This window comes from Companilactobacillus kedongensis, assembly GCF_003946625.1.
Taxonomy (GTDB): Bacteria; Bacillota; Bacilli; order Lactobacillales; family Lactobacillaceae; genus Companilactobacillus; species Companilactobacillus kedongensis.
In genome coordinates, this window is sequence record NZ_RHOR01000023.1 from 1 (window position 1) to 25,790 (window position 25,790).

General features: G+C 36.0%; 24 protein-coding genes. 11 read left to right on the plus strand and 13 right to left on the minus strand.

Annotation, left to right across the window (positions count from 1 at the left end; translation table 11 throughout):
- The first annotated feature begins 244 nt into the window (after positions 1 to 244).
- The 5 genes from EKM60_RS10270 to EKM60_RS10290 are packed head-to-tail and all read left to right on the plus strand — an operon-like array spanning position 245 to position 4,497.
- Positions 245 to 1,216, plus strand: a complete 972-nt coding sequence (locus EKM60_RS10270; RefSeq protein ID WP_125715157.1) for an ABC transporter ATP-binding protein — start codon at positions 245 to 247, stop codon at positions 1,214 to 1,216.
- Complete coding sequence (locus tag EKM60_RS10275; RefSeq protein WP_125715159.1) at positions 1,209 to 1,961, plus strand: ABC transporter permease; 753 nt, start codon at positions 1,209 to 1,211, stop codon at positions 1,959 to 1,961. Before EKM60_RS10270 ends, EKM60_RS10275 begins: the two co-directional genes overlap by 8 nt.
- Positions 1,961 to 3,061, plus strand: a complete 1,101-nt coding sequence (locus EKM60_RS10280; RefSeq protein WP_125715161.1) for a sensor histidine kinase — start codon at positions 1,961 to 1,963, stop codon at positions 3,059 to 3,061. The genes EKM60_RS10275 and EKM60_RS10280 overlap by 1 nt, the downstream gene beginning before the upstream one ends.
- A gap of 3 nt (positions 3,062 to 3,064) precedes the next feature.
- Positions 3,065 to 3,670, plus strand: a complete 606-nt coding sequence (locus EKM60_RS10285) for a response regulator transcription factor (protein ID WP_125715163.1) — start codon at positions 3,065 to 3,067, stop codon at positions 3,668 to 3,670.
- Between the two features lie 41 nt (positions 3,671 to 3,711).
- Complete coding sequence (locus EKM60_RS10290) at positions 3,712 to 4,497, plus strand: Cof-type HAD-IIB family hydrolase (RefSeq protein ID WP_125715166.1); 786 nt, start codon at positions 3,712 to 3,714, stop codon at positions 4,495 to 4,497.
- Positions 4,498 to 4,583: 86 nt separating this feature from the next.
- Here the strand turns inward: EKM60_RS10290 and pyk are convergent, their stop codons facing one another.
- The 3 genes from pyk to dnaE form a co-directional block, all read right to left on the minus strand.
- Positions 4,584 to 6,353, minus strand: coding sequence for a pyruvate kinase (gene pyk / locus EKM60_RS10295; RefSeq protein ID WP_125715168.1), 1,770 nt, complete (start codon positions 6,351 to 6,353; stop codon positions 4,584 to 4,586).
- A gap of 40 nt (positions 6,354 to 6,393) precedes the next feature.
- Positions 6,394 to 7,353 (minus strand): 6-phosphofructokinase, encoded by a 960-nt coding sequence (gene pfkA / locus EKM60_RS10300; protein ID WP_125715170.1) that lies wholly within the window; start codon positions 7,351 to 7,353, stop codon positions 6,394 to 6,396.
- 105 nt (positions 7,354 to 7,458) lie between these two features.
- On the minus strand, positions 7,459 to 10,773 hold the full coding sequence (gene dnaE / locus EKM60_RS10305; protein ID WP_125715172.1) for a DNA polymerase III subunit alpha: 3,315 nt from the start codon (positions 10,771 to 10,773) through the stop codon (positions 7,459 to 7,461).
- Positions 10,774 to 10,875: 102 nt separating this feature from the next.
- On the opposite strand from dnaE, the gene EKM60_RS10310 reads away from it, so the two are divergent.
- A complete protein-coding gene (locus EKM60_RS10310; RefSeq protein ID WP_125676100.1) occupies positions 10,876 to 11,058 on the plus strand; it encodes a YjzD family protein in 183 nt (60 codons plus the stop codon).
- A 63-nt stretch (positions 11,059 to 11,121) separates the two neighbouring features.
- On the opposite strand, the gene EKM60_RS10315 is transcribed toward EKM60_RS10310, so the two are convergent.
- The 7 genes from EKM60_RS10315 to obgE form a co-directional block, all read right to left on the minus strand.
- Positions 11,122 to 11,850 (minus strand): hypothetical protein, encoded by a 729-nt coding sequence (locus EKM60_RS10315; protein WP_125715174.1) that lies wholly within the window; start codon positions 11,848 to 11,850, stop codon positions 11,122 to 11,124.
- A 55-nt stretch (positions 11,851 to 11,905) separates the two neighbouring features.
- Complete coding sequence (rpmF, locus tag EKM60_RS10320; protein ID WP_057764109.1) at positions 11,906 to 12,088, minus strand: 50S ribosomal protein L32; 183 nt, start codon at positions 12,086 to 12,088, stop codon at positions 11,906 to 11,908.
- A gap of 89 nt (positions 12,089 to 12,177) precedes the next feature.
- Positions 12,178 to 12,495 carry a LapA family protein gene (locus EKM60_RS10325; protein ID WP_125715176.1) on the minus strand — a complete coding sequence of 106 codons (318 nt, stop codon included), beginning with the start codon at positions 12,493 to 12,495 and terminating at the stop codon, positions 12,178 to 12,180.
- Between the two features lie 12 nt (positions 12,496 to 12,507).
- Positions 12,508 to 13,305, minus strand: coding sequence for an SDR family NAD(P)-dependent oxidoreductase (locus EKM60_RS10330; RefSeq protein ID WP_125715178.1), 798 nt, complete (start codon positions 13,303 to 13,305; stop codon positions 12,508 to 12,510).
- 2 nt (positions 13,306 to 13,307) lie between these two features.
- Positions 13,308 to 14,246: a ribonuclease Z gene (gene rnz / locus EKM60_RS10335; RefSeq protein ID WP_125715180.1), complete on the minus strand. Its 939-nt coding sequence runs from the start codon at positions 14,244 to 14,246 to the stop codon at positions 13,308 to 13,310.
- 13 nt (positions 14,247 to 14,259) lie between these two features.
- Entirely contained in the window at positions 14,260 to 16,182 is a 1,923-nt protein-coding gene (locus tag EKM60_RS10340) for an acyltransferase family protein (protein WP_125715182.1), read from the minus strand.
- A 13-nt stretch (positions 16,183 to 16,195) separates the two neighbouring features.
- Positions 16,196 to 17,485, minus strand: a complete 1,290-nt coding sequence (gene obgE / locus EKM60_RS10345) for a GTPase ObgE (RefSeq protein ID WP_191988863.1) — start codon at positions 17,483 to 17,485, stop codon at positions 16,196 to 16,198.
- 194 nt (positions 17,486 to 17,679) lie between these two features.
- On the opposite strand from obgE, the gene EKM60_RS10350 reads away from it, so the two are divergent.
- From EKM60_RS10350 to EKM60_RS10365, 4 genes are all read left to right on the plus strand, one after another.
- A complete protein-coding gene (locus EKM60_RS10350) occupies positions 17,680 to 18,432 on the plus strand; it encodes a DeoR/GlpR family DNA-binding transcription regulator (RefSeq protein WP_125715196.1) in 753 nt (250 codons plus the stop codon).
- Positions 18,433 to 19,356 carry a 1-phosphofructokinase gene (gene pfkB / locus EKM60_RS10355; RefSeq protein ID WP_125715186.1) on the plus strand — a complete coding sequence of 308 codons (924 nt, stop codon included), beginning with the start codon at positions 18,433 to 18,435 and terminating at the stop codon, positions 19,354 to 19,356.
- 15 nt (positions 19,357 to 19,371) lie between these two features.
- Positions 19,372 to 21,315 (plus strand): PTS fructose transporter subunit IIABC, encoded by a 1,944-nt coding sequence (locus EKM60_RS10360; protein ID WP_125715188.1) that lies wholly within the window; start codon positions 19,372 to 19,374, stop codon positions 21,313 to 21,315.
- A 92-nt stretch (positions 21,316 to 21,407) separates the two neighbouring features.
- Positions 21,408 to 22,277, plus strand: coding sequence for an SPFH domain-containing protein (locus EKM60_RS10365; RefSeq protein WP_125715190.1), 870 nt, complete (start codon positions 21,408 to 21,410; stop codon positions 22,275 to 22,277).
- 25 nt (positions 22,278 to 22,302) lie between these two features.
- Here the strand turns inward: EKM60_RS10365 and EKM60_RS10370 are convergent, their stop codons facing one another.
- Both EKM60_RS10370 and uvrC read right to left on the minus strand, forming a co-directional pair.
- A complete protein-coding gene (locus EKM60_RS10370; RefSeq protein ID WP_125715192.1) occupies positions 22,303 to 22,809 on the minus strand; it encodes a VanZ family protein in 507 nt (168 codons plus the stop codon).
- 588 nt (positions 22,810 to 23,397) lie between these two features.
- Entirely contained in the window at positions 23,398 to 25,215 is a 1,818-nt protein-coding gene (gene uvrC / locus EKM60_RS10375) for an excinuclease ABC subunit UvrC (RefSeq protein ID WP_125715194.1), read from the minus strand.
- A gap of 160 nt (positions 25,216 to 25,375) precedes the next feature.
- On the opposite strand from uvrC, the gene EKM60_RS11140 reads away from it, so the two are divergent.
- Positions 25,376 to 25,525, plus strand: coding sequence for an SPJ_0845 family protein (locus EKM60_RS11140; RefSeq protein WP_164505297.1), 150 nt, complete (start codon positions 25,376 to 25,378; stop codon positions 25,523 to 25,525).
- A gap of 147 nt (positions 25,526 to 25,672) precedes the next feature.
- On the opposite strand, the gene EKM60_RS10380 is transcribed toward EKM60_RS11140, so the two are convergent.
- Positions 25,673 to 25,790, minus strand: a 118-nt coding sequence (locus tag EKM60_RS10380) for an IS3 family transposase (protein ID WP_164508365.1), incomplete at its 5' end; no start/stop codon positions are given.

The following is a 25,790-nucleotide window of genomic DNA, read 5'->3' on the forward strand; positions in this document are numbered from 1 at the left end:
CTTCAGATTCCACCTCGCGGTGAACACCCTTTCCCTCAACTAGTGATTCCGACTACTACGGCTCACAGTGGACTTTCACCACCAAGTTAACACCCATGCCGGGCGCACTGCGAACGTTCCAAGCCTTGGTCTTGGAACTCGATTTTGAGATTTGCGAAAGCAAAGCTCAAAATCGAGACATCAGACCTAGGCTGATGTCGGTCAACACAGCAGACAGATTCGACGCAATTTTTGGCGGCATATTATGACATTTGTCATTAATAATCATGACACAGCTTACTACCTGATAATATTCCAAAAACTTATACTTTGGTTACTTATTAAGGAGCTGATCATCATGACAAACATTATTACTGTAGAACACTTAACTAAGAAATACGATTCAAACACAATATTAAATGACATTAATTTAACCATTGAGAAAGGACAAATTGTTGCACTTTTAGGTGAAAATGGTGCTGGTAAAACTACCTTGATCAACATTATTTTGAAATTGATAACTTATAATTCTGGATCAATTAATGTACTTCCTAATTTTAGGCATCACAAAGAACACATTGGGGTAATGATGCAAGACAATATAACTATCAGTCGCATTAAAGTAAAAGAAATCATCCAATTGGCTAGAAGTTATTATAAGAACCCTTTGTCCTATCATGAATTGATTAAAATTTCTGGTCTGAAAAATTTGGAAAACTCAAAAATGAATGCCCTATCCGGTGGTCAAAAACGTCACTTATCCTTTGCCCTTTCAATTGCCGGTGATCCTGAATTACTTTTTTTAGATGAACCAACTTCTGGCATGGACAGTAAAAGTCGTCAGAATTTTTGGCAAGAAATCATTAACTTAAAAAAACAAGGCAAAACTATCTTCGTAACCAGCCACTATTTAGAAGAACTGGAAAATACCGTTGATCGAATCATTATTCTAAAAAACCACAAAGTCCAATTTAATGGCACTATAAATGAATTGCGCCATATGCAGGGAGAACAGTTAATTGAATTCGACAGTGAATTACTAAATATTTTCGAGAAATTCCATCACATTAATACCGTTATCAAAATTGGACATCACTATCAAATTACCACGGATAGTCCTGAAGAATTTTTACAAGAACTAAATCCTTATTTAAAGGGTATTTCTAATTTACAAGTGCATCAAAATACTCTTGATTCACTTTTTAACAATTTCAAAGAAGGTGCTTACAATGACTAATTTTTTCTATCAAGTAAAAATAAATTTCACTCGAATTATTTTGAGAAACAAACGATTCTTTTTATTCGACATGATGCTGCCGATCGTTTTTTATCTACTTTACACAAAAGTTTTAATTTCTGGTATTCCAACTAGTGCGCTAAAAACTTGGAATACAGAGTATCTCATTAGCATGATAATTTACAGTTATCTTTTGGGGTCAATTATCACCGTTTCAAATACATTGTTGGAGGATCAAACTAGTCATTTCGATTTATTTACTAAATTGACCCCTCTTTCAAGATGGCAATATTACTTAGCATTGATAGTCATTTTTATGTTCTTAAATGTTATTTCTTCAATAACAATCTGCTTGGTGGGTATATTCGTCAATCATATTAATTTGAATATCTTGACTTGGACACTAATTATTTTAGTTAATATATTTGGAACTATTCCTTTAATTCTTAGTGGTATTTTAATCTCATTATTCAAAAATCCTAGCACCGTGAATTTACTAAATAGTCTAGCCGTTTTCCCGATGGCCATGATTAGTGGTCTTTGGTGGCCTATCAGTATGATGCCAAAATGGCTACAAAATATTGGTCAAGTGACACCTACTTTTGAACTTTCCAATATCGATAAATCAATTCTGTATAGCAGGCCATTAAATAGTAATTGTCTATTAGGCATAATCCTTTGGATAGTATTAATTAGTGTGTTAGTTTTTGTAATAACAAGATTTCACCATAAGAGGTTAGCTTAATGAAATCATTTTTAGATCATCAAATTTTATATCCTAAAAGATTTGGCTTCATGCCCTACTTTTGGACATTAGCATTATTAATATTTGCCATTCAGGCATTGCTGACCACAAAGCATTTTGACTGGATCTCACTTATTTTGGTCATTATATTTCTAAAATTGTATCGTGATGGCTATGAGATTCATCCGCTATTGCCTTTTGATATCTTAGGACAACTGGTTATTGCTGCTTACTTGAGTTTCACCATTGGAATGGGTACGTTATTTATTTTTACTGCATGGGAAATTGGCTCATTACATTTAACCCCCAAAAAATTTTATCAATATACTTCTATCTATTTGATAACCAGCTTAAGTGTAATCGGTACAGATATGATTCTTAATCCTCACAATTACGATACTTTTGGATTAATAATAACTTTTACATTTGCCATCGGTTCCCCATTTGCAGCTAGATCGCTAGGTAATAGTTATCGCCGACTCGCTTCATTAAATCAAAATAACAAACGTCTGGAATCAATAATTCGTCAAAATGAACGCTCCAGAATTGCTAAGGATTTACATGACAATTTGGGACAATCTTTTTCTCTGATAACGTTAAAAACTGAATTAGCAGATAAACTGATTGATAAAAATACAGTAAAAGCCCATTCTGAACTAAAAGATATTGCTCAAACTTCACGAAATGATTTGAATTTAGTAAGACAGATCATCGACGATTTAAATAAAAAAACCATCGCTGCGGACATGATCGAAGAAGAAAAGAATTTACAAATAGTTCATATAACTTTGAATTCTAACAACGAAAGTATCACTGAACACTGGCCTAAAGATATTCAAAATATACTAGCTTCAACCATAAAAGAAGCTTCAACTAATATTATTCGCCACAGCAAAGCCAGCCGTGCTCATTTTCAATTTGATGAAGACGACAATTTCCTTTACTTAAAAATATCAGATGACGGTATCGGATATACCAAAGTCCGCGACAATGCCTTCGGAATTGCGGGAATGACACAACAAATTGAAAAAATTAAGGGTGACATTAAAATCAATTCTGAAAAAGGAACTACGATCTCTATAAAGATTCCTAAGGAGTAAATCATGACAACAATTTATTTAGCGGAAGATCAAGAAATGTTAAACTCTGCCTTATCTGCTCTACTTGATCTAGAAGATGATTTGCAAGTCATTGGTACAGCTACTGATGGCGAAACCGCATTGAAACAAATTATTGATTTAAAACCCAATATTGCTATTCTCGATATTGAGATGCCTAAACTTACTGGTTTGGAAATAGCCAAACAGCTAAGAATCATTAAGCAGGATATCAAAATAATTATTTTAACAACTTTTGCCCAAGCAAGTTATTTTGAACAAGCCGTTTCATCCAGAGTTAATGCATATTTATTAAAAGATAGTCCCACTGATGATTTGATTGAAACCATTCAAAATGTTTTAGAAGGCAAGACAATCTTCGCTCCTGAATTAGTGACAAATATTATTTCATCTGAAAAGAATCCCCTAACAAAAAGAGAAATCGATATTCTAAAAGAAATAAATTTAGGATTAAGCAGCCAGGAAATAGCTCAAAAAGTTTTTCTATCTGATGGAACGGTCAGAAATTACATTTCATCAATATTTAGTAAAACAGGTACACATTCGAGGATTGAGGCTTTAAATATTGCTAGGAAGAATAAATGGATATGATATAATTTTAAGCAATAAATTCAGCTCAGGAGTTATTATAAATGATAAAATTATTTGCTACAGATATGGATGGAACTTTTTTACGCGATAATAAGACTTACGACGAGGAACGCTTCGCCGAAATTCACAAAAAAATGACTTCACAAAATATTAAATGGATAGTTGCAAGTGGCAATCAATATTTTCAACTAAAATCATTTTTCAAAAAATATCCCGAAACAATTTATGTTGCTGAAAATGGTGCATATATTCGAGATCTAAATAATGTATACGCTGTACATTATTTCGACAAAGCTTCTGTAAATAAAATTATCGAGAAATTGTCCGAAATTCCTCAACTTCAAATTTTAGTGTGCGGAGTTAAAAGTGCATATATATTGAATAGTGAATCAAAAGATTACATGGAAAATGTTAAAAATTATTACTATGAACTATCAATTTTAGACAGCTTTCAAGAAATTAACGACCGAATACTTAAGTTTGCTCTAACGTGTCCACCATCAGAAACAGAGAAACTAGTAAATATTTTAAAATCTGAATTATCCGGAATTGCTGAACCTACCAGTAGTGGTCACGGAGACATAGACATTATTCAACCCGGAAGAAATAAAGCCGCTGGTCTAACTGAACTCGGCGAAAAGTTGAATATATCCTTAAATGAAATGTGTGCTTTTGGTGATGGCGGCAACGATTTGGAAATGCTTAGAGAAGTTGGTTTAGGCGTAGCTATGGAAAATGCACAAACTATTGTTAAAAAAGCATCTGATAGACAAACTACCGATAACCAAAATCAAGGAGTTTTAAATTTCATATCCAAAGTTATCTAAAACACAAAAAAAGCTAATCTACTATGAGGCGTCCCTCTTCAGTAGATTAGCTTTTTTAATTTATTTCATTTAATTAATGGTTTGTATTATAGAGAACGTGAAGCACCCTTGTATACAACACCACGTCTTGAATCAACAGTTACTGTTTCACCATCATTGATAAGTGAAGTAGCATCCTTTGCGCCAACAACAACTGGTAGACCCATAGCAATACCAACAACGGCTGCATGTGATGTCAAACCACCGTTTTCAACAACAACGGCACTAGCCTTTTCAAGAGCTGGAAGATAATCTTTGTCTGTCATTTCTGTAACAAGGATATCTCCTTCTTTAACTTTGTCATTTGCTTCTTTAGCAGTGTGAGCAACAACAGTATTACCAACAACTGATTCTTCTCCAACACCTTGGCCCTTAACAAGCTTTGAACCAATTAGTTGAACCTTCATCAAGTTAGTTGTACCACTTTCACCAACGGGAACACCAGCAACAACAAGGATTAAATCTCCTTCTTTAGCAAAGCCAAGTTCTTGAGCTTTCTTTGCAGCAAGATCGAACATTTCATCAGTGTTTGATGGTCTGTCAGCAATAATAGGATCAACACCCCAGTTAACTGTCAAACCACGTTGTGTTCTTTCGTCGAATGTAATAGCAAGGATATCAGCACTTGGACGATATTTAGAAATCATACGTGCAGTATAACCTGACTTAGTAGCAGTAACTATTGTCTTGATATTTAGTTCTTCAGCAGTTCTAACAACTGATTCACCGATTGACTCTGTAACGTTTGAACCCTTGTATTCTTCGAATCTTTGGATTGCAAGTTGGTTACTTTCATCTAATTGATGTTCTGTACGTACGTTAATTTGGTTCATAGCAGCAACAGCTTCTACAGGGTAGTCACCATTAGCACTTTCACCAGAAAGCATTGTAGCATCTGTACCATCAAGAACAGAGTTAGCAACGTCAGTAACTTCGGCACGTGTAGGACGTGGGTTTTCTTGCATTGAATCAAGCATTTGTGTAGCAGTGATAACTGGCTTACCTAGTGCGTTACACTTCTTGATCAAGCTCTTTTGAACGAATGGTACGTTTTCAAATGGAATTTCAACACCCATGTCACCACGAGCAACCATCAAACCATCAGAAACTTTCAAGATTGAATCGATATTGTCGATACCTTCTTGTGATTCGATCTTAGGGAAGATTTGTACATCTTCACAGTGTTTTTCTTCAAGAATTTCACGAATGTCAAGAACATCTTGAGCTTTACGAACGAATGAAGCTGAGATGAAGTTGATTCCGTTGTCACAACCAAAACGGATATCGTCAGAATCTTTTTCTGTGATACCTGGTAGGCGGATTTCAACACCAGGTGCGTTAACACCCTTCTTTGAACCGATCATACCTTCGTTTTGTACTGATGTTACTAATTCACGATGTTCGTCATCTTTTTCTGTGATCTTCAAGTCAACAAGACCATCATCGATCAATACGTGTCCACCAACATGTGTATCATCGTAAAGACCTGGGTATGTAACAGCAATCTTTTCAGGATTACCAGTTAATGAATCATCCATAGAAATACGGATAACGTCGCCAATCTTAGCTTCGAACTTTCCGCCTTCTTGAACAGTTGTACGGATTTCAGCACCCTTAGTATCAAGAACGATACCAACAGTCTTACCAGTAATTTTTTCTGCTTCGTGAACCATCTTCATACGTGAAAGATGTTCTTCATGATCACCATGTGAGAAGTTAAAGCGGAAAACGTTTGCTCCAGCTTCAATTAATTTAGTAATTGTTTCAACATCATTACTTGCAGGACCAAGTGTACTTACAATTTTTGTTCTTTTCATCGAGAAACCCCTTTTCTTTTGTTGAATCCATTGTATCAAATTATCTGCTTAATGATTTATTTAAATCATATAAGTCTAAATCAGGTTTGTGCTTTCCATCGAATAAATCAAGCATGCTATGGTATGTCAACTTATTGTCTTCAGTACCAATAGCTACTCCACCTTTACCATCTTCAAGAAGGTCAACGGCATAAGCACCCATCTTACTTGCTAGAACACGATCTCTAACAGTTGGTGAACCACCACGTTGCACGTGACCTAGAACAGTACTACGTACTTGGAAGTCACCGAATTCATTTAATTTATCTGTGAACTCTTGAGCATGCATAACACCTTCGGCAAGAATAACAAGCATATGCTTCTTACCTTTTTCGCGACCCTTTTTGATACGGTTTGCAATTTCTGCAATATCAAAGTCACGTTCTGGAACGACAATTTCTTCGGCACCGCCAGCAACACCAGCCCAAAGAGCGATATCACCAGCACCTCTACCCATAACTTCGATAACAAAAGTTCTTTCATGGGAAGTAGCTGTATCTCTGATCTTATCGATTGATTCGATAACAGTACTTACGGCTGTATCAAATCCAATTGTAAAGTCTGTGTAAGGAATATCATTATCGATAGTTCCTGGTAAACCAACGGCATTGTATCCATGTTCTGTTAGACGTAATGCACCATGGTAAGAACCATCTCCACCAATAACGACCAATGCTTCGATACCGAACTTCTTAAGTTGTTCAATACCCTTTAGTTGGCCTTCTTCTTTGGCGAATTCTGGGTATCTTGCAGAGTACAAGAAAGTACCTCCGCGTTGAATACGATCAGATACATCAGAAGCAGTTAATGGGAAAATGTCCCCAGCAACTAAACCAGCATATCCATAATTAATGCCATACACTTCTAAGCCTTTATCCAAAGCTCTACGTGTGACTGCTCTAATAGCAGCGTTCATACCAGGGGCATCGCCACCACTGGTTAAAATACCTATACGCTTCATTATTCACACTCCAAATTTATTTGTTTCAAAAACAAAACCTTATAAAATATAACATTTTTTTCACATTCTTTGTAGAGCTGAAAACGTTTTAAGTTGAAATTAATGCTATTTTTTTAAATAGACATTTCTTTCTCCCAACATTTTTACAAGTTCTGTCTTCATATCTTCATTAAAACGCACCCATCGATTGCGTTTCAATAATAATGCCTGCTTATTCTTTTCAAAATAAAGAATCACCGGTACCTGCCCAGTATCTTTTTCGATTAATTGATAGAGTTCCCTTAGCTTTTGCTCTGAAAAAGCCGCTGGGATCTTCAAGTAAAGTTTTTCCTCCGGCAATTGGACTGAATATTGTTTAGGATCGTTTATCTTATCTGCAATAAACTCGAGATCACCTCTGCGACCATCCTCGGCATATCCAACGATCAAGAAAATTTTATTATCCAAATCTTCTTCTGAAAAGTTCTGGAACAATCGTGGGAACACTGTGATCGATACTTTACCAGTTTCGTCTTCTAAACTAAGAAAACACATCTGTTGCCCCTTCTTAGTTCTAATAACGTGAATATCCTTGACTAATCCTAAAATATTGACCGTTTGTGTCTTAACCTGATTAAGCTGACCTATTTTGATAGTTCTAGTATCCAATAATTTCTGTCTAACTTTTTCAACCGGATGACCCGATACATAAATACCCAGATACTTCTTCTCCTGATTCAACTTTTCAGTCAAAGTAAAGTCATTAACTTCATGTTTTTTGGGATCCAAAACATCAAATAATGACAAATTAGAACCAGCCAATTGAATACTCTCAATCAAATCTCTGAAATCTAACAAGAGTTCACGACGATTTTTATTGAAGCCATCAAATGCACCTGATAATATCAATGGCTCTAAATATTCATTTTTAACAAACCGTTTATCGATCCTCTGCAAAAAGTTCTTGGCATCAACATACTCACCATTATTCTGTCGTTCATTTAAAATATCTTGTGCCATATCGCGACGAACGCCTTTGATATTCAAAAGTCCAAATTGAATCGATTCACTATCAAAAATAAAACTTGCTCGGCTTTGATTTATATCAACATTTTTTATTTTCAGATGGCTATCTTTGGCATCCTGAATATACATTGAAAGTTTAGCCTCATTATTCAGATTGGAATTCAACAAGCAAGTATAGAACACCCCTGGAAAATGCACCTTAATATAGGCTAACCAAAAGGCGATCATTGAATATGCCACTGAATGGGACTTATTAAATCCATAATTACCAAAGGTTTCAATATAATGGTAAACATTCTCAGCAGATTCTTTAGCGACACCTTTATTTACAGCACCATCAACGAATTTTTGGTGATTTTCTCGCATTAATGTTTCATTTTTCTTACTGATCGCACGACGTAAAATATCAGCGTCAGCTAGTGAGAATCCGGCCATCTTAGACGAAACCTGCATAACCTGCTCTTGATACACTAAGATACCGTACGTCGGCTTCAGGATCTCTTTTAAAGACTCATCAGGATACGTTACCGGCTCATCCCAATGTTTTCTAGCAATAAATGTCGGAATATTTTGCATAGGACCCGGACGGTACAGAGCATTAGTCGCAACCACATCGTCAAATGAAGTTGGTTTAAGCCGTCTGAGAACACTCCTTATCCCGTCAGATTCAAATTGAAAGACACCATCGGTTTGTCCACGTTGAAATAACTCCAAAGTTTTGAGATCATTCAATGGGATCTTCTCTGGCAAAAATTCTCGTCCATATTGTTTAGAGATCATCTGAATCGCTGAATCAAGAATCGTTAAATTTCGCAATCCTAGAAAATCCATCTTCAACAGTCCAACACTTTCGACATTGTTCTTTGTCTGTTGTGTCAGGTTAATACCGTCATCTTCAAGTTGAACCGCAACGATATCAGTCATTGGTTTCTTACTTAAAACAATACCAGCAGCATGAGTTGAATAATGTCTGGGAATACCTTCGATCCTTTTAGCAACCTTAAAAATAAGCTGATTTTCTTTCGATTCAGCAACTAGATTCTTTAATTCACTAGATTCTTCATATGATTCTTCCAAAGTAATATTCAATTTACGTGGTATCGAGTCTGACCATTTACTTAATTGGAATTGTGTTTGACCAAATGTCCTAGAAATATCTCTTAAAGCCATTTTGGCAGCCAACGTTCCAAAGGTAATTATCTGTGCCATGTGATCAGATCCATACTGATCATGCATATATTCGACCATCTCATCACGACGGTCATCTGGAAGGTCCAAATCAATATCAGGCATATTTACACGTTGAGGGTTCAAAAACCGTTCAAACAACAAATCATACTTGATCGGGTCCACTTGAGTGATACCTAAAGTATATGAAACCAGTGAGCCAGCTGCTGACCCACGACCGGGACCAGTTTTTATTCCAACTTGATGAGCATGTTTGATAACATCCCAAACGATCAAGAAATAATCGGAGAAGCCCATTGTTTCAATGACCTGCAATTCATAGTCTAACCGTTTTTGATACTCATCTGGTACATCATTATTAAGACGACGTTTCAATCCTTTAGAAGCTAGATTTTTAAGATATTCAGCAGAACTGACATCACCTGTCTCAAACTTAGGCAATTCAGTCTCTTGGAATTTGATTTCTACATTACAATTGTCTGCAATATGTTCTGAATTTTTAACTGCCTGATCCAAGTCGTATTCATTATATATAGAAGAAAAATCACTGAACGAATGCAAATAATGATCTCCATGTTCAACAACTTGGTCTAAATTATCAAACTTATCACCAGTTCTGACAAAATTTAAAACCTGATAAGCTAGATGATCGTCTTCATTTATATAGCGGACATCCCCTAGGGCGACGATCGGTAATTTTTGGCGTGTTGCCACTTGACGGATATTTTTTACATTATTAATTTGTTCTGAATAAAGGCCTATTCCTAAATATAACGAATCACTATCAATCAAGGGATTTAAAATATCGAAATAGTCTTGCTGATTGTTTATCGCTGTAATTTCTGGACCAATGGAAGGTGTTACGACAAATAAATCCGATAAAAATTGTTTGATATCTGTTATTTTTATTTTGTCTTTAACTGACATGACAAGTGAAGAAATCTTTATTAAGTTTTTATATCCCTGATCATTTTTTGCCAATAAGATCAATTTATAATCATTATTAACATCAATTATTCCCTGGGTTTCAATTACCAGCCCAATTATTGGTTTGATCCCTTGTTTTTTAGCATACTTATAAAAATCGATCGAGCCGTATAAATTATTCAAATCTGTTAAAGCAACCGCTTGATAACCTTGTTCTTTGGCCTTATCAACCAGTTCAGTCAACTTCAACGGACTGTGTAATAAACTATAACTACTCATTACTTGGAGTTGTGCTTGCAATTGACTACCCCCTTTGGTTAAAATTATATCAAAGTGTTTATGAACATTATTGGGCAATGCTCATTTTTGTGCTAAACTACTGAAGAAAGTGAGATGGAAGAAATGAGATATTTCGATGTATTGCTTTGGTCGATCATTTTGGGTCAAGTTGCTGGCTTCATTGGTGGTGCCTTAAACCAACAAGCTTATAATTTCCAAAGCTCTGTTATTGTCAGTGCTGTTTTCGCAATTATCTTCTTTATAATTCCAGTTATTTTAGATAAAAGCGATAATCGCGCCAAATAAGCGTGATTTTATTTTTTTTCATACAAAAAACGAGACTGTGGCGTAATCGCCTAGTCTCGTTTTTTATTTGGTTACATAAAGATAAAAGTCTTTTGTAGTCAAATTAATGTTGAAATTAACGCCATTAGAAGTAATTTGCTTCATCGTCGTTTTTCCACCATCCGTGCCCTTAAGCTGTTTAGAAAGATCTTTTAAAACCGACTTGCCATCAGCTCCCACTAATTGAGAAACCATTGCTAGGTCAGTTGCAAAATTCTTCATACCGGACTTAGATTTCATTGATTTATACGACAAATTCATTGCAATACCCATTAACTGATTATCTTGAACATTCAAGACCAACTTAGTTCCATTGGTAGTTTTATGCTTCAAAATACCATTATTATTGGCAATTAACTTTAATTGATCATCTTGCTTACCTAAAGTTAAATTGGCGTAATTATATTGTTGAGCAAAGGTTGTATAACCAGTCAAAGCCTTGGCTTTTTTTACCTTAACTATTTCAGTCGTCGACTTGTCTTCCTTAGTTGCCTTTATTCTGACATTCTTGTCATGTGTAGCAACTGGAACGGAAATCGCAAAATTGCCATCATTTAATTTCACATTCTTAGTTTTTCCACTGACAGTAGCTACAACCTTGTCCGCATCAGTTGCTTTACCCTTAACAACAGCTACCAGACCATCGGCCTTATATGTATCTTTAGTAGTTGTTAAAGAAAGCTTCGAACAACCTGTCAAAACTAGTAAGAATAACGGAACGATCACTAAGAATAAATATTTAAATTTTTTCATGAGAATTTTCCCCACTTATTAAAAAAAAGCCAAGCATAATTTACTTGGCTTTTAATTAAGCTTCTTTTTTAGTGTCAACTACTTGATCACCTTTGTACATACCTGATGGTGATACATGGTGACTTAAACGATATTCACCTGTAGCAACGTCGAATTGCATGTTTGGTGTATTCAACTTAATGTGTCCACGTCTTTGACGTTTTCTTTGTTTTGATGTTTTTCTCTTTGGAACAGCCATATTTAAAAACTCCTTTAATTTATATTAACTTAATCAAATCTAACGTTTAATATAATACTATCATAAAAACATTAGAGCAAGCAAAATTCCTATTTTGTTTGCTTTTTTCCTTCATTTTCCTTTAATGCATCGGCAATTTGGTTATCATTTGAAACTTTTAAATTAGAAAATTGCTTTTGTGCAGTTCGAGATAACTTCTTGTCATCCTTCTTACTACCACTATTTGATAATAACATAGTGATAATTGCTCCCAATAACAAAGTCACAATGATCAATACGATCAAAGGCAACTTAATTCTTGTAAAACCAAAGCTAATTGTCACGGGATCAACATTTAAAATTGCAAAAATAACGACAACTAATGCAATTAATAGACCAATAACAAATCTCGCTTGCTTACTTTTCATACCTATCTCCCCTTACTTACGATTACCCAATGTACTTGCAAGTAAATCACCTAAACTTGGTGCCAACTTGTAGAGAACAGCCGCTAACTCCATATATCTTGGACGATTGATCTCACGTTTATTAGTATTGAATGAATTAACGATATCCCACGCTAATTTATTCGGATCAAGGACAAACATCTTAACTGAATCTAAATAATTGCCGCCATGATCAGCTACATCGAAGAAGTTTGTGGCTACAGGCCCAGGATTGACTGTTGTGACGTGTATCTTGAAAGGCTTGAGTTCTAGTCTCAATCCATCTGAAAATGCAATCACAGCCGCTTTGGTGGCTGAATAAGCTGCCGACTTAGGTGTTGTGATCTTACCAGCAACAGAACCAATATTAATAATGTGTCCATTACCTTGTCCAACCATCTCGCTAGCAACTAATCTTGTCATTAGCATCAATCCTAAAACGTTGACCCTAAACATTTTTTCAACTGTAGCGAACTCTGTATCAAGGTAGTTAGAGAAATCTCCAAACCCAGCAGCGTTGACTAAAATATCAATTTTATCGGTCAAATTACTGATCGTATCAACACTATCAGTAATTTGCTTAGGATCTGACATATCAACACTTAAATACTCGTGATGAGCGCTTTCAGCGCCAACTCTGATACATTCATTTTTAACAGCTAATAATTTTTCTTCATTTCTTGCCAATAAAATAACATTAGCACCCAATTTAGCCGAGTTTATCGCTACATCTTTCCCAATTCCAGAAGATGCACCAGTAATGACAACAGTTTGATTTAGTAAATCAGTCATAATTATCCTCTCTTTTCCGTAAAAGGTACCTCATAAATATCAAAATCATTAACTACTCTAGTATTCTTAAAAATCTTTTGCGCTTCTTTTTGAAGCGTTAAAGCATTCTTACCTGTATATCTCGCCGAAATATGTGTCAATAACAGACCTTTAGCATTTGCTTTACTTGCCACTTCTGCCGCTTGTGTAGCAGTTGAATGAAAGTAATTGTATGCCATTTTTTTATCAGAATTAGAAAATGTAGATTCATGCACGATAACATCAGCATCTCGCGAAAGAGTATCAATCTCAGGTGTATAGCGCGTATCGGAAATAACCGTAACCACTTTGCTAGGCTTATCTGGACCAATAAAATCTTTACCATTCAAAGTCGTCCCATCTTCAAGTGTAACAACTTTTCCAGACTTTAACTGACCAAAGATCGGACCATTAGGAATATTATATTCTTTCAACTTGTCGACTTGTAATTCACCAACACGAGGTTTTTCAGTTACTCGATATCCAAAACAAGTCACACGATGTTTTAATTTTCCTGCTGTAACGCTAAAAGTCTTATCGTTAAAGATTTCTCCGCCGTTTTTCAATTCAATATATTTAATATGATAATTTGGTCTACTGCCAGTCACATTCAAAGAAGTTTCAACAAAATCTCTGATACCGACTGGTCCGTATATTTCTAGAGGTGTCTGTCCACCTTGATTCGAACGGCTGGACAATAGCCCAGGCAAACCAAAAATATGATCGCCATGCAGATGTGAGATAAATATTTTAGTAATTTTTCTCGGTCTGATAGCTGTTTTTAAAATTTGATGCTGCGTAGCCTCGCCAACATCAAAAAGCCAAACTTCATTTCTTTCATCAAGCATTTTCAAAGCAACACTCGAAACGTTACGGCTTTTAGATGGGACGCCAGCTCCTGTTCCTAAAAATTCTAATTCCATACAAAAATCCTATCTATTTTTTATCTAATTGTTTAAGTATCTGTTTTACAACAAATGATGAGTAATACATTGATCCATCAGGGTTTGGATGAACATTATCGTCATAGAACCAGTCAGTGTGTCCATTGGAATAACCGTTCCAATCGATAATAGTCAGGTTCTTATATTTCTTACTTGATTCATCCAAGACACCATTAACAGTCTTTTCCCATGGTCTCGTTGGTACATGAACGTTGATCCAGAAAACATGTCTTTGTGGACCGACTAATTTCATAACTTGAGCAACTTGATCATTATTGAAAGGACCATTTGTTCCCAAACCTATTAATACATTTGGAGCTAAGACGCCTTGATCTTTGTACTTTTGTAAAATATCAAGACTTGAATCTAATTGGCGACTTACAGCAGCATCAACAATTACTTTCTTATCATCAAACAATTTCAAGAAATTATCTGATCCATCGGCCATAACTGAATCACCAACAGCAGTTAGTGGAATATCCTTTAATCTTTGCAGATCAATTTGAGATAAATCATATTTTTCAAAGTCTTTATTTACCGGATGGTCTTTAGCAGCCTTCTTGTATTTAGCCAAATCAGCTGCACTTAATTTACCATTCTGGTTCTTAGCCTTAGATTTCTTCAAGTTCTCAATAGCTTGTTGTTTCTTCTTCTTATTAGTCTTCTCATTTTTATTGATCTTAGTAGCAAGTTGACTGTGATTTACATTAGGCTTTGGTGCGCCAACCGCTTGGACAACACCATAACAACCAGTAATACTGATCACAGCTACGATAAGTGCCAAAACTCTTTGCAAAGTTGATGACAATTTGAAGAAATTTTTGATACTTTGCCAGTTCGCATGTGCTAATGGCTGTTCAACAAATCTAAATGAAAATTCAGTTACTAAGAAAATCAAAACAACTTCAATAGCTGGATAAAGAATCGGATGATCTGCTACATTCTTGAATCGAGATTCAAAGAAGATCATAACTGGGAATTGATACAGGTATAGTCCATAACTTCTGCTTCCAACATAGTGGAATAGTTTATTAGACAATACACGATTCCAAAAAGCATCCGGATGAGCAACGACAGCGATAAAGATACATGTAACGACTGAGAAAATAAACATCCCACCACGGTACAAAAACGCTGAAGAATCCTTCATTGTAAAGATCATCAAAATCATTAAGATAATTGATAATCCTCCAATCAGATTCAACTTGACCTTATCAGCCTTAGCTAAACCGACCTTCAGTTTTTCAGCTGGCCAAACAATAGCCAGACCACATCCCAAAAGAATCGAGAATAGTCTTGTGTCTGTACCATAATACAAACGACTAGGATCTACGCCCGGTTTAAATAGAATAGCCATCCAAACAGCTGAGATAACTGAAACAATCATAGCAAAGCCGAATATTCTGCTCTTCTTTACTCCAAATTTAATAAACAGTAACAATAACAAAGGCCAAATTATATAAAATTGTCCTTCAATTGAAAGTGTCCATAAATGGGTAAATGGCGACTCATTGTTGGCAAATCTTTCAAAATAGGATTGACCATTAAATATTTGCCACCAATTGTAAACATTCAAAATATTAGTAATAAAAATTTGATCTAAGTGGTACAAGAGATCTTTCAAGAAGAAAACTATATACGCACTAGACGCTAATAACACAAATAACATCCCCGGATATAGACGCTTGATCCTTTTTCCATAAAAATTTCCCAATGAAAATTTTCCACCATAATCTACAGTGTTAAAGAAATGATCAGTAATCAAATAACCTGAAATTAAGAAAAATATGGGTACCCCTAAGTACCCACCGGAAAAAATAGTTGGGTTCAAGTGGTACATGATTACACCAACGACCCCTAATGTCCGTAATCCATCAAATCCACTGATAAATCTTCTTTTCGGTGCCTTATTCATTATTTTATAACCCCTAAATAAATTCGAAAGTAAAGTCGAGAATCGTTACTGAATCACCAGATTGTGCACCAGCTTTGATCAAAGCGTCTTCAACACCCATTCCTTTAAGCATACGTGCAAATCTCATAATTCCATCTTGATGGTCCAAATTACTTCTTTGAAGAAGTCTTTCAACTTCGTCACCCTTAACAATGAAACTGTGCTCATCATCTTTATCTCTTTCAATAGTAAGACGATCTGCTTGTGATTCATAGTTATATTCTTTTGTTTCATCTTCACTTTCAACATCAAAGTGAATTGGTTCTGCAGTTTCTAGAACTGTACTTGTATGATTCATTAATTCCTTAACTCCAGTATGTTGAATACTTGAGATTGGGAAGATATCAGCATCATCAGGTAAATGATCTTTAAACTCTTTCAATCTTTCATCGGCGCCAGGCACATCGAGCTTTGTAGGTACAATGACTTCTGGACGTTTCAAAATATTGTCGTCGTATTTAGCCAATTCATTTCTGATCGACAAGTAATCTTCATACGGATCTCTACCATTCTCTGGGTCCATATCAACTAAATGTAAGATTACTCTAGTTCTTTCAACGTGTCTCAAGAATTGAATACCCAAACCAACACCGTTTGAAGCTCCTTCGATCAACCCTGGTAAATCGGCAATAACGAAGTCTAGTCCGCTATCCAATTTAACCATCCCCAAATTAGGAGACAAAGTTGTAAAGTGATAAGCCGCAATTTTAGGCTTAGCAGAAGTTGCTACAGATAATAAGGTAGATTTCCCAACTGAAGGAAAACCAACTAATCCCACATCAGCAATCAATTTCAATTCCAAACGTAAATGCAACTCTTGACCAGGTTCACCATTTTCGGCGATTTCTGGTGCACGGTTCTTGGAATTGGCAAAATGAATATTGCCTCGACCACCTGAACCACCTTTTGCAACAACTAGTTCTTGCTCATGTTCTACTAAATCACCAATTAATCTACCAGTATCTTCGTCATATACTGAAGTACCTGCTGGCACAACAATATAAACTGGATCGGCCTTTCGACCGTACATACCTTTGATCTGGCCGTTTTGACCGGCTTCAGCTTTAAAAATACGCTTATATCTGAAATCCATCAACGTATTCATTCCTTCGTTGGCTTTTAAGATGATGTCTCCACCACGTCCGCCATCTCCACCAGCTGGACCACCTAAAGGTACATATTTTTCGTGACGAAACGAAACAGCTCCGTCGCCACCTTTACCGGATCTAACGGTGATTTTAACGTTATCTACAAACATTAAAATCCCCCTTTCTAAACATAATTATCATTTTTAAATTTTAGCACAAAAACAGCTTTCATAATACTTTGAATAAAAGAAACCTTTTGAAAGCCAATTATTCATTCTAAACGTTTGTGGTATTTTTTGAAAGAAAATGAACGTTTTTGGTTGATTTTGATTGAAGTTGGTTGTAATATATCTTTCGAAGGAGAATGAAAGTGCTTACTGAAGAAAGACAACAGATCATACTACAACAACTAAAAATACATAATATCGTAAAGTTGCACGATTTGATTCCATTAACCGGAGCATCGGCATCAACTTTGCGAAGAGATCTAAAAGATCTTGAGAGTTGTCATAAGTTATTGAGGATTCATGGCGGTGCTCAAAATGTTATTTCATTACATGAAGAACCTGCTCTTTCTCAAAAGGCAACAATTAATTTAGACGGTAAAAAAGCTATCGGTAAAGCCGCAGCAAATTTAGTTCAAAATGACGAAGTCATCTTTTTAGATTCCGGAACAACGATCCAATTCATGATTCCCTATTTAATTGAACATAAAAATTTGCTAGTGGTCACTAACAGCGTTGATAATGCATCGATGCTGGCCGACTACAATGTTGATACCTTCCTACCAGGTGGACGACTAAAATCTGCAACTAAAGCCTTAGTCGGCTCAACTATGATTCAGACATTAGAATCCTATCACTTTGATAGAGCCTTTATCGGAGCAAATGGTTTCTCAGCTGATTCTGGCTGTACAACACCTGACCCAGAAGAATCAACGATCAAAAAATTGGCTATTGAACAGTCTAATTTAGCTTTTGTTCTCTCAGACAGTTCCAAATACTGCCAAGTCAGCTTTAGTAAATTCGCTGACTTGAAGGATGTCACACTGATAACCAGTGGATTATCTGATAAAGAATTGGAATTATTAAATAAAAAAACCAGAGTTATGGAGGTTAACTAATTGATTTATACTATTACAGCCAATCCATCCATTGACTACGTATTGCAATTAACAACTCTTACAACTGGCGAAGTCAATCGTACTGTTAGTGACGTTAAACTTCCCGGTGGTAAAGGCATCAATGTTTCAAGAATTTTAAAGGAACTCCAAATCGACTCAACCGCACTTGGGTTTGTCGGTGGAGCTACTGGAAAGATGTTTGAAAACTTACTTTCAAAACATGATCTTAAAACATCTTTTACAAATGTCGCTGAAGATACCAGAATAAACGTCAAAGTCAACGCCGTTGAACAAGACGAAGAAACAGAGATCAACGGTACTGGTCCAGCTATTTCAAAGCAAGAACAAACTGAATTTATCAGTCAATTGAAAAAAGTTGGTACTGGTGATGTCGTCGTTATGTCAGGTAGTTTACCAAAGAAGATATCTGAAACATTCTACTTGGATATCGCTGAAATGATTCAAAAACAAGGTGCTGACTTTGTTATTGACACTACTGGGCAAGCATTGTTGGACACACTACCACTTAATCCACTAGTAGTTAAACCAAACCATCACGAATTAGCTGAATTATTTGATGTCACATTTGAGAATGATCAAGATATTATCGATAATGCCAGAAAATTACTTGATAAGGGAGCAAAACATGTTTTAGTCTCAATGGCTGGAGATGGTGCCCTACTCGTTACTAAAGAACATGCCTACCACGCTAATGCACCTAAAGGAACAGTTATCAATTCTGTTGGTGCCGGTGACTCAATGATTGCTGGTTTCGTTGGAACATTTATGAAGACAAATGATGCCATCGAAAGTTTCCACATGGGTGCTGCTTGTGGATCAGCCACAGCTTTCAGTCAAGATATCGCTGTTAAAGCAAAAATTGACGAAGTATATCAAAACATTTCCATTAAAGAATTAAGTTAAGGGGGGAATTTCCTAATGGACCTAAAGCAATTATTACTAAAAGACGCTATGATCATGGACTTAAAAGCTACTACTAAAGAAGAAGCTATTGAGGAAATGGTCGACAAGTATTACCAAGTTGGTGTCATCAATGATAAAGACTTATATAAATCAGATATTTTAAAACGTGAAGCTCAAACAAGTACTGGTATTGGTGATGGGATCGCCATGCCACATGCTCGTGACAAAGCCGTTCAACGTGCAACCGTACTCTTTGCTAAAAGCGATAAGGGAATTGATTACAAGTCACTTGACGGCCAACCAGCCTACTTATTCTTCATGATTGCTGCACCAGATGGTGCTGATAATCTTCACTTGCAAGCCTTAGCTGCTTTATCATCACTTTTGATTAACCCAGATCTTGTTGCTAACTTAAAAAAAGCTACAACTGCTGATGAAGTTCAAAACTTGTTTGATGATGCTATGAAGGCTAAAGAAGCCAAAGACAAGGCTGATGAGGAAAAACAAAAAGCTAAAGAAGCTGAGATCGAAGCTTCTGCTAACGCTGATAAAAAAGATCAAAAGCCTTATATCGTTGCTGTTACAGCCTGCCCTACCGGTATTGCTCACACATACATGGCCGAAGCTGCTCTTAAAGAACAAGCTGAAAAAATGGGTATTGATATTAAAGTTGAAACAAATGGTTCTGAAGGTGTTAAGCATAAGTTAACAGCCAATGAAATCAATCGTGCCGATGGTGTTATCATCGCCGCTGATAAAAAAGTTGATATGCCTAGATTTGATGGCAAGCATTTAGTAAATCGCCCTGTCAGTGACGGTATCAACAAAGCCGAAGAACTTATCAATCTTGCTGTTGAACAAAAAGCACCAGTCTTCCATTCCGAAGGCGGAGCTGTTGAAGAAGAAGATAGTAAAGAAAAGAAGTCACTTTGGTCAAAAATTTACGCTGACTTAATGAATGGTATTTCAAATATGTTACCATTCGTTGTCGGTGGTGGTATTTTAATGGCTATTTCCTTCCTATTGGAAAATTCTGTTGGTGCTCACTCACAATGGTTCCTATTCTTCAATAACGTTGGTAATTACGCCTTTAGTTTCTTGATTCCAGTTCTAGCCGCATATATTGCCGTTTCAATTGGTGATCGTCCCGCATTACTACCTGGTTTTGTTGGTGGTTATATGGCTTCACAAGCTACTGCTTCAGTTATTTCATCAAAGAGTCCTGCCGGATTCATTGGTGGTCTACTTGCTGGTTTTATCGCCGGATGGACAGTTGTTTACTTGAAGAAAGCCCTCAAGAACCTTCCTAAGTCACTGAACGGATTAAAACCTATCTTGCTTTACCCAGTTCTAAGTTTACTGATCGTCGGAGCCATCATGTACTTCGCAGTCGATCCAGTTTTCGCCGTTGTTAACCATGCCATTACCGCATTTCTAGAAACAATGGGTACAGGTAATGCTGTTGTTCTAGGTGCTCTACTCGGTGGTATGATGTCAATCGATATGGGTGGTCCTTTCAACAAAGCCGCTTATACATTTGCAATTGGTACATTTACTGCTACACAAGATGGTGCTTTGATGGCTGCTGTTATGGTTGGTGGTATGATTCCACCTCTAGCAATTGCCATTGCTACAACATTCTGGAAGAATAAGTTTACTGAACAAGAAAGACAAGCTGGTCTATCCAACTATGTCTTAGGTATTTCATTCATCACTGAAGGTGCTATCCCATTTGCTGCTGGAGATCCATTACATGTTATTGTATCAAGTGTTATCGGTTCTGCTATCGGTGGTGGTTTGACACAATTATGGCACATTAACGTTCCTGCCCCTCATGGTGGTATCTTCGTTACACCTCTTGCCAATAAACCATTGATGTACTTACTAGCAGTTATCATCGGATCAGTTATTTCTGGTGTTATCTATGGTATTTGGAAGCCTGCTAAGAAAAAAGATTAATAATTTTAAAAAAGGTCGCCCTCAAAGTTGAGGACGACCTTTTTGTATTTAGGAAAGAAGCCAGATATACTTAGTTTCAGGAGGTTAAATTTATGAAAGAAAAACAAGTATTTCATATCAATGGTTATATTGGCTTAATTTTAGCTATTTTGTTATTTATTGGTGGCGGCTGGTTACTCTTAAATGGTACACAAACCGCCAGTTCTGTAAGCTTTATATTTGGTGCTTTATTGATTCTGATTGCAATTATTGGTGCCAGTTCATTGACCGTTATCGGACCTAATCAGGCAAAAGTATTGACCTTCTTTGGAAAATATATTGGAACGATCCGTGATGCTGGACTATTTATGACCGTGCCTCTAACTGGAAAAACTTCTATTTCACTTAGAGTTCGTAATTTTAATAGTGCCATTTTAAAAGTTAACGATTTGCGTGGTAATCCAGTTGAAATTGCCGCTGTTATCGTGTTTAAAGTCGTCGATACAAGTATGGCTTTATTCGCAGTTGACAATTATGAACAATTCGTTGAGATCCAAAGTGAGTCAGCGGTTCGTCACATTGCTTCAGAATATCCATATGACACTTTCGATAACAGTACACAACCGTTGACACTACGTAGTAATCCAACTGAAGTCTCTGACCGTTTAACTCAAGAATTACAAGATCGCCTAAATGTAGCCGGAGTAGAAATCGTTGAAACTCGTCTGACCCATTTAGCATATGCAACTGAAATTGCTAGTGCCATGCTCCAAAGACAACAGTCGACCGCTATTTTATCAGCACGTAAGGTCATTGTTGAAGGCGCCGTTTCTATCACTGAAGAGACAATTCGGCGTCTGGAAAAGGATACTGGAATGCAACTATCTGACGATAAAAAGTTACAATTGATCAATAATATGATGGTAACGATTATCTCTGAACGTGGTTCACAGCCTATCATTAACACATCTGATGTTAAATAATAAAAACACCTACTTCTAGGTGTTTTTATTTGGATTCAATAACTATTCTTCTTTCATGAGCATACTCGAATGCCAAAACTAACACTGCACCAACTAGAACTCCGATACCATTTGATATCACATCACTGATGTCACTTGACCGATTGATCAAAAACATGTGTGATAAATAATATTGTGCTGTTTCAATAGTTGCACCAATCATCAATCCGATCGGAATAATGTTGATCAATGAAATCTGAGAGAAATTTTTTTTAATTAAAAATCCTAAAGGTACAGTCAAAACTACATTCTCAGCAAATCCTAAATCATAATAAATACGATATAAATTTACTCGACCGACTCCAGTTTGCATAAAGTAAACTGATCGACCATCAAATGAGATCGGACTGAATAGGATCATACCCAGAAAAGTTAAGTAAGCTACACTTATCAACGCTTCCCTGCGTCTATAAAACTCTCTAATATTAGTGAGAATATAAACTCCACTTAAAAATGATAAGATGAAAATTGCATATAATGGCATCCAACGCATCAACATCACTCCTTACTCAGATTTGCTTTTAACGTTTTTTATTTAATCGATACTTTAACTTTACTATCGGTTAGTTTAAGTAAACTTAAAAAATTGTGAATGTTTTGTGATATGTGTTGGATTGGGTAAAATTTTATAAAGTTATTATGTCGTCTTCAGAAATGAAAAATATTTACTGGCTGTGCGAAACGGACTGAGCCACAGTCTCAGTCCTCGATTTGAAGCCTTACAAGTAAGTCTTCAAACACGTTCGGTGGTGTAAGAACGAGAAAATCACTCGTCCTAACACCACTATCACTGCCAGTAAACATTTTTCATCTCTTCCGACTAGTAATTAAAACTTCACAACAGAACTCATATAACGCTTATAAATAAATTCCAAATGCAATAATGAAATTTCCAATTATTAAAGTTAATCATAAATATTGGAAACAATTAATAAACTTAACGCATCTGAGAACAACTACAATACAACTACATAAGACTTTAAAAATATATAAAACTATACAAAAAAGCACTAAGAAATAGACTGTAAAATACGTCAAATTCTTAGTGCTTTGAGTTTATGGAAATATACGAAAAACAATATTAACCTTTTTTGTATTTTTTATGGAAATCAGTACTTGCCAAAGTAATCTTAATCGTCTGGGCAGTCGTTTTAGAAATACCCAACTCCGTCATATCTTCAACCGAAGCGTCCTTCATTTTCTTAACTGAACCAAATTTCTTCAACAATTTGGTTCTAGTCTTAGGACCAACGCCTTGAATGCCATCCAAACGTGACGACAGAGCGTTCTTACTTCTAGTTTTACGATGAAACGTAATTGCAAATCTATGGACTTCATCTTGAATCCGTTGTAACAGATAAAATCCCTGACTTTTACGATCCAACATAACTTCTCTGCCATCTTCACCAACGATCAAATGAGAAGTATTATGGTGATCATCTTTGACCATCCCTGCAACTGGGATATGGATACCTAATTCATTTTTCAAAACATCCATTACGGCTCGCAATTCAATAATTCCACCATCCATCAAAATAAGATCAGGCAAATTAGCTTTTTCCTTGATCAATCTGGAATATCGGCGATAAATAACCTCTCTAGTATTTGCTGCCTCATCAGCACCGGATTGATGTTCAACCTCACCTTTGATCTTATACTTACGATAGCCGCTCTTTTCAGGACGACCATCTTGGAACATGACCATGGCTGAAACTGGACTGGTTCCTTGAATATGTGAATGATCAAATGACTCAATAACATGCCCATATGGTAAATCTAGCGCATCAAAAATTTGCTTTTGAGCACCATAGGTTTGGCGATTATCCAACTCCATCAAGCGGAATTTTTCCTGCAAAACTAATTTAGAATTTTCGTGAGCCATATCCATTAAATCTTTCTTTTGGCCACGTTGCGGTGTTCTGAATGGCACATCTAAAACCTGTGACAAGGTATCTTTATCCAAATTACTTGGAACCAATATCTCACGCGGCATGACCTGATTACGACGATTATAAAATTGTAAAATAAAGGTCGACAACTCTTCTTCAGGAGTATTAATGCAGGCGAAGACCCGCTTTTCACGCTTCATCAATCTTGCTTGACGAATAAAGAAAATTTGAATAGAGATCCAGCCTTTTTCAACATAATAATTGAAGATATCACGTGGTGTACTGTCATTTGAAATAATTTTCTGCTTCTCAACAGTTGCTTCAATATATTGAATTTGATCACGTAATTCAGCAGCACGTTCATACTCTTCTTTTTTAGCTGATGCCATCATTCGTCTATTCAGACTACGCTTAATTTCAGCAACATTACCGCCCAAGAAACTCTTGATCTTTTCAATTTGGTCATCATATTCTGACTTAGGAACATCCTGGAAACATGCTCCTAGACACTGTCCCATATGATAATAAAGGCATGGTCTTCCCAAATGACCCTGACAACGCCTCAAAGGATAGACTTTTTGAAGAAAATTCAAAGTATTTTGCGCCGCGTAAACATTGGGATAAGGTCCAAAATAATATCCGCCGTCTTTTTTTATTAAACCAGTAATTTCCATTTTTGGATCACGTTCGTTAGTTATTTTAATATAAGGATATCCAGTGCCACGCTTCAACTTAATATTATAGTAAGGTTGGTGCTTTTGAATCAGCGTTATTTCTAATAGAAAAGCTTCCTTATCATTTGAAGTAATGATTGTCTCAAAATCACGGATCTCTGAAACTAATCGAGCGGTTTTACCCTCGTGAGAACTCTTAAAATAGGAACGAACACGATTCTTTAAATTCTTGGCTTTACCAACATAAATAATCTTTGAATTAACATCTTTCATCAGATAACATCCTGGTTTAGGTGGTAACAGACTTAATTTATGTTCAAGATATTCTGTAGCCAATTGCTTATCCCCCTCCTATTTATTGTTTAATTAACTTTATATACGCTCTTTATATTTTAAACTATTAAAAAAAGGTTGCAACAATTTGAGTTTTCTATCTGATGGCTCTATAATGTAATTAAAGATAAAAGAAATAACTAACTGAAAGGGGCTGATTCCGATGGGCTTAACAGTGAAACGTGAAAATGATTTTGGCAGTTTATTTGACAAACTTGCCTCACTTCCCGATGATGTAAAAGAAAATGTTAAACGCGTTGAATCTGCGGATAAAAAATCTTCCAAGGATGAAGATTCCAAAGATCAAAAGTAATAATAACTTCTCATATTTTCTACCCTTCTGCTTTAGAAGAGTGATTGCCATTTATATTTACTGTCCGTTACAAATATAAAAACCCTTTTGATAAAAAAAATAACAGGACTCACCGTTTGAACTGCACCCCAATAATTGGAGTTCATTTTAAGCAACTAGTTGGTCGGAAAGATCCCGGTATTCTACCGGTGTCTTTCCGGCCAATTTTGTTCTTATACGCTTGTTGTTGTAATAATACACATATTCGTCAACACCTTTTTTTAGG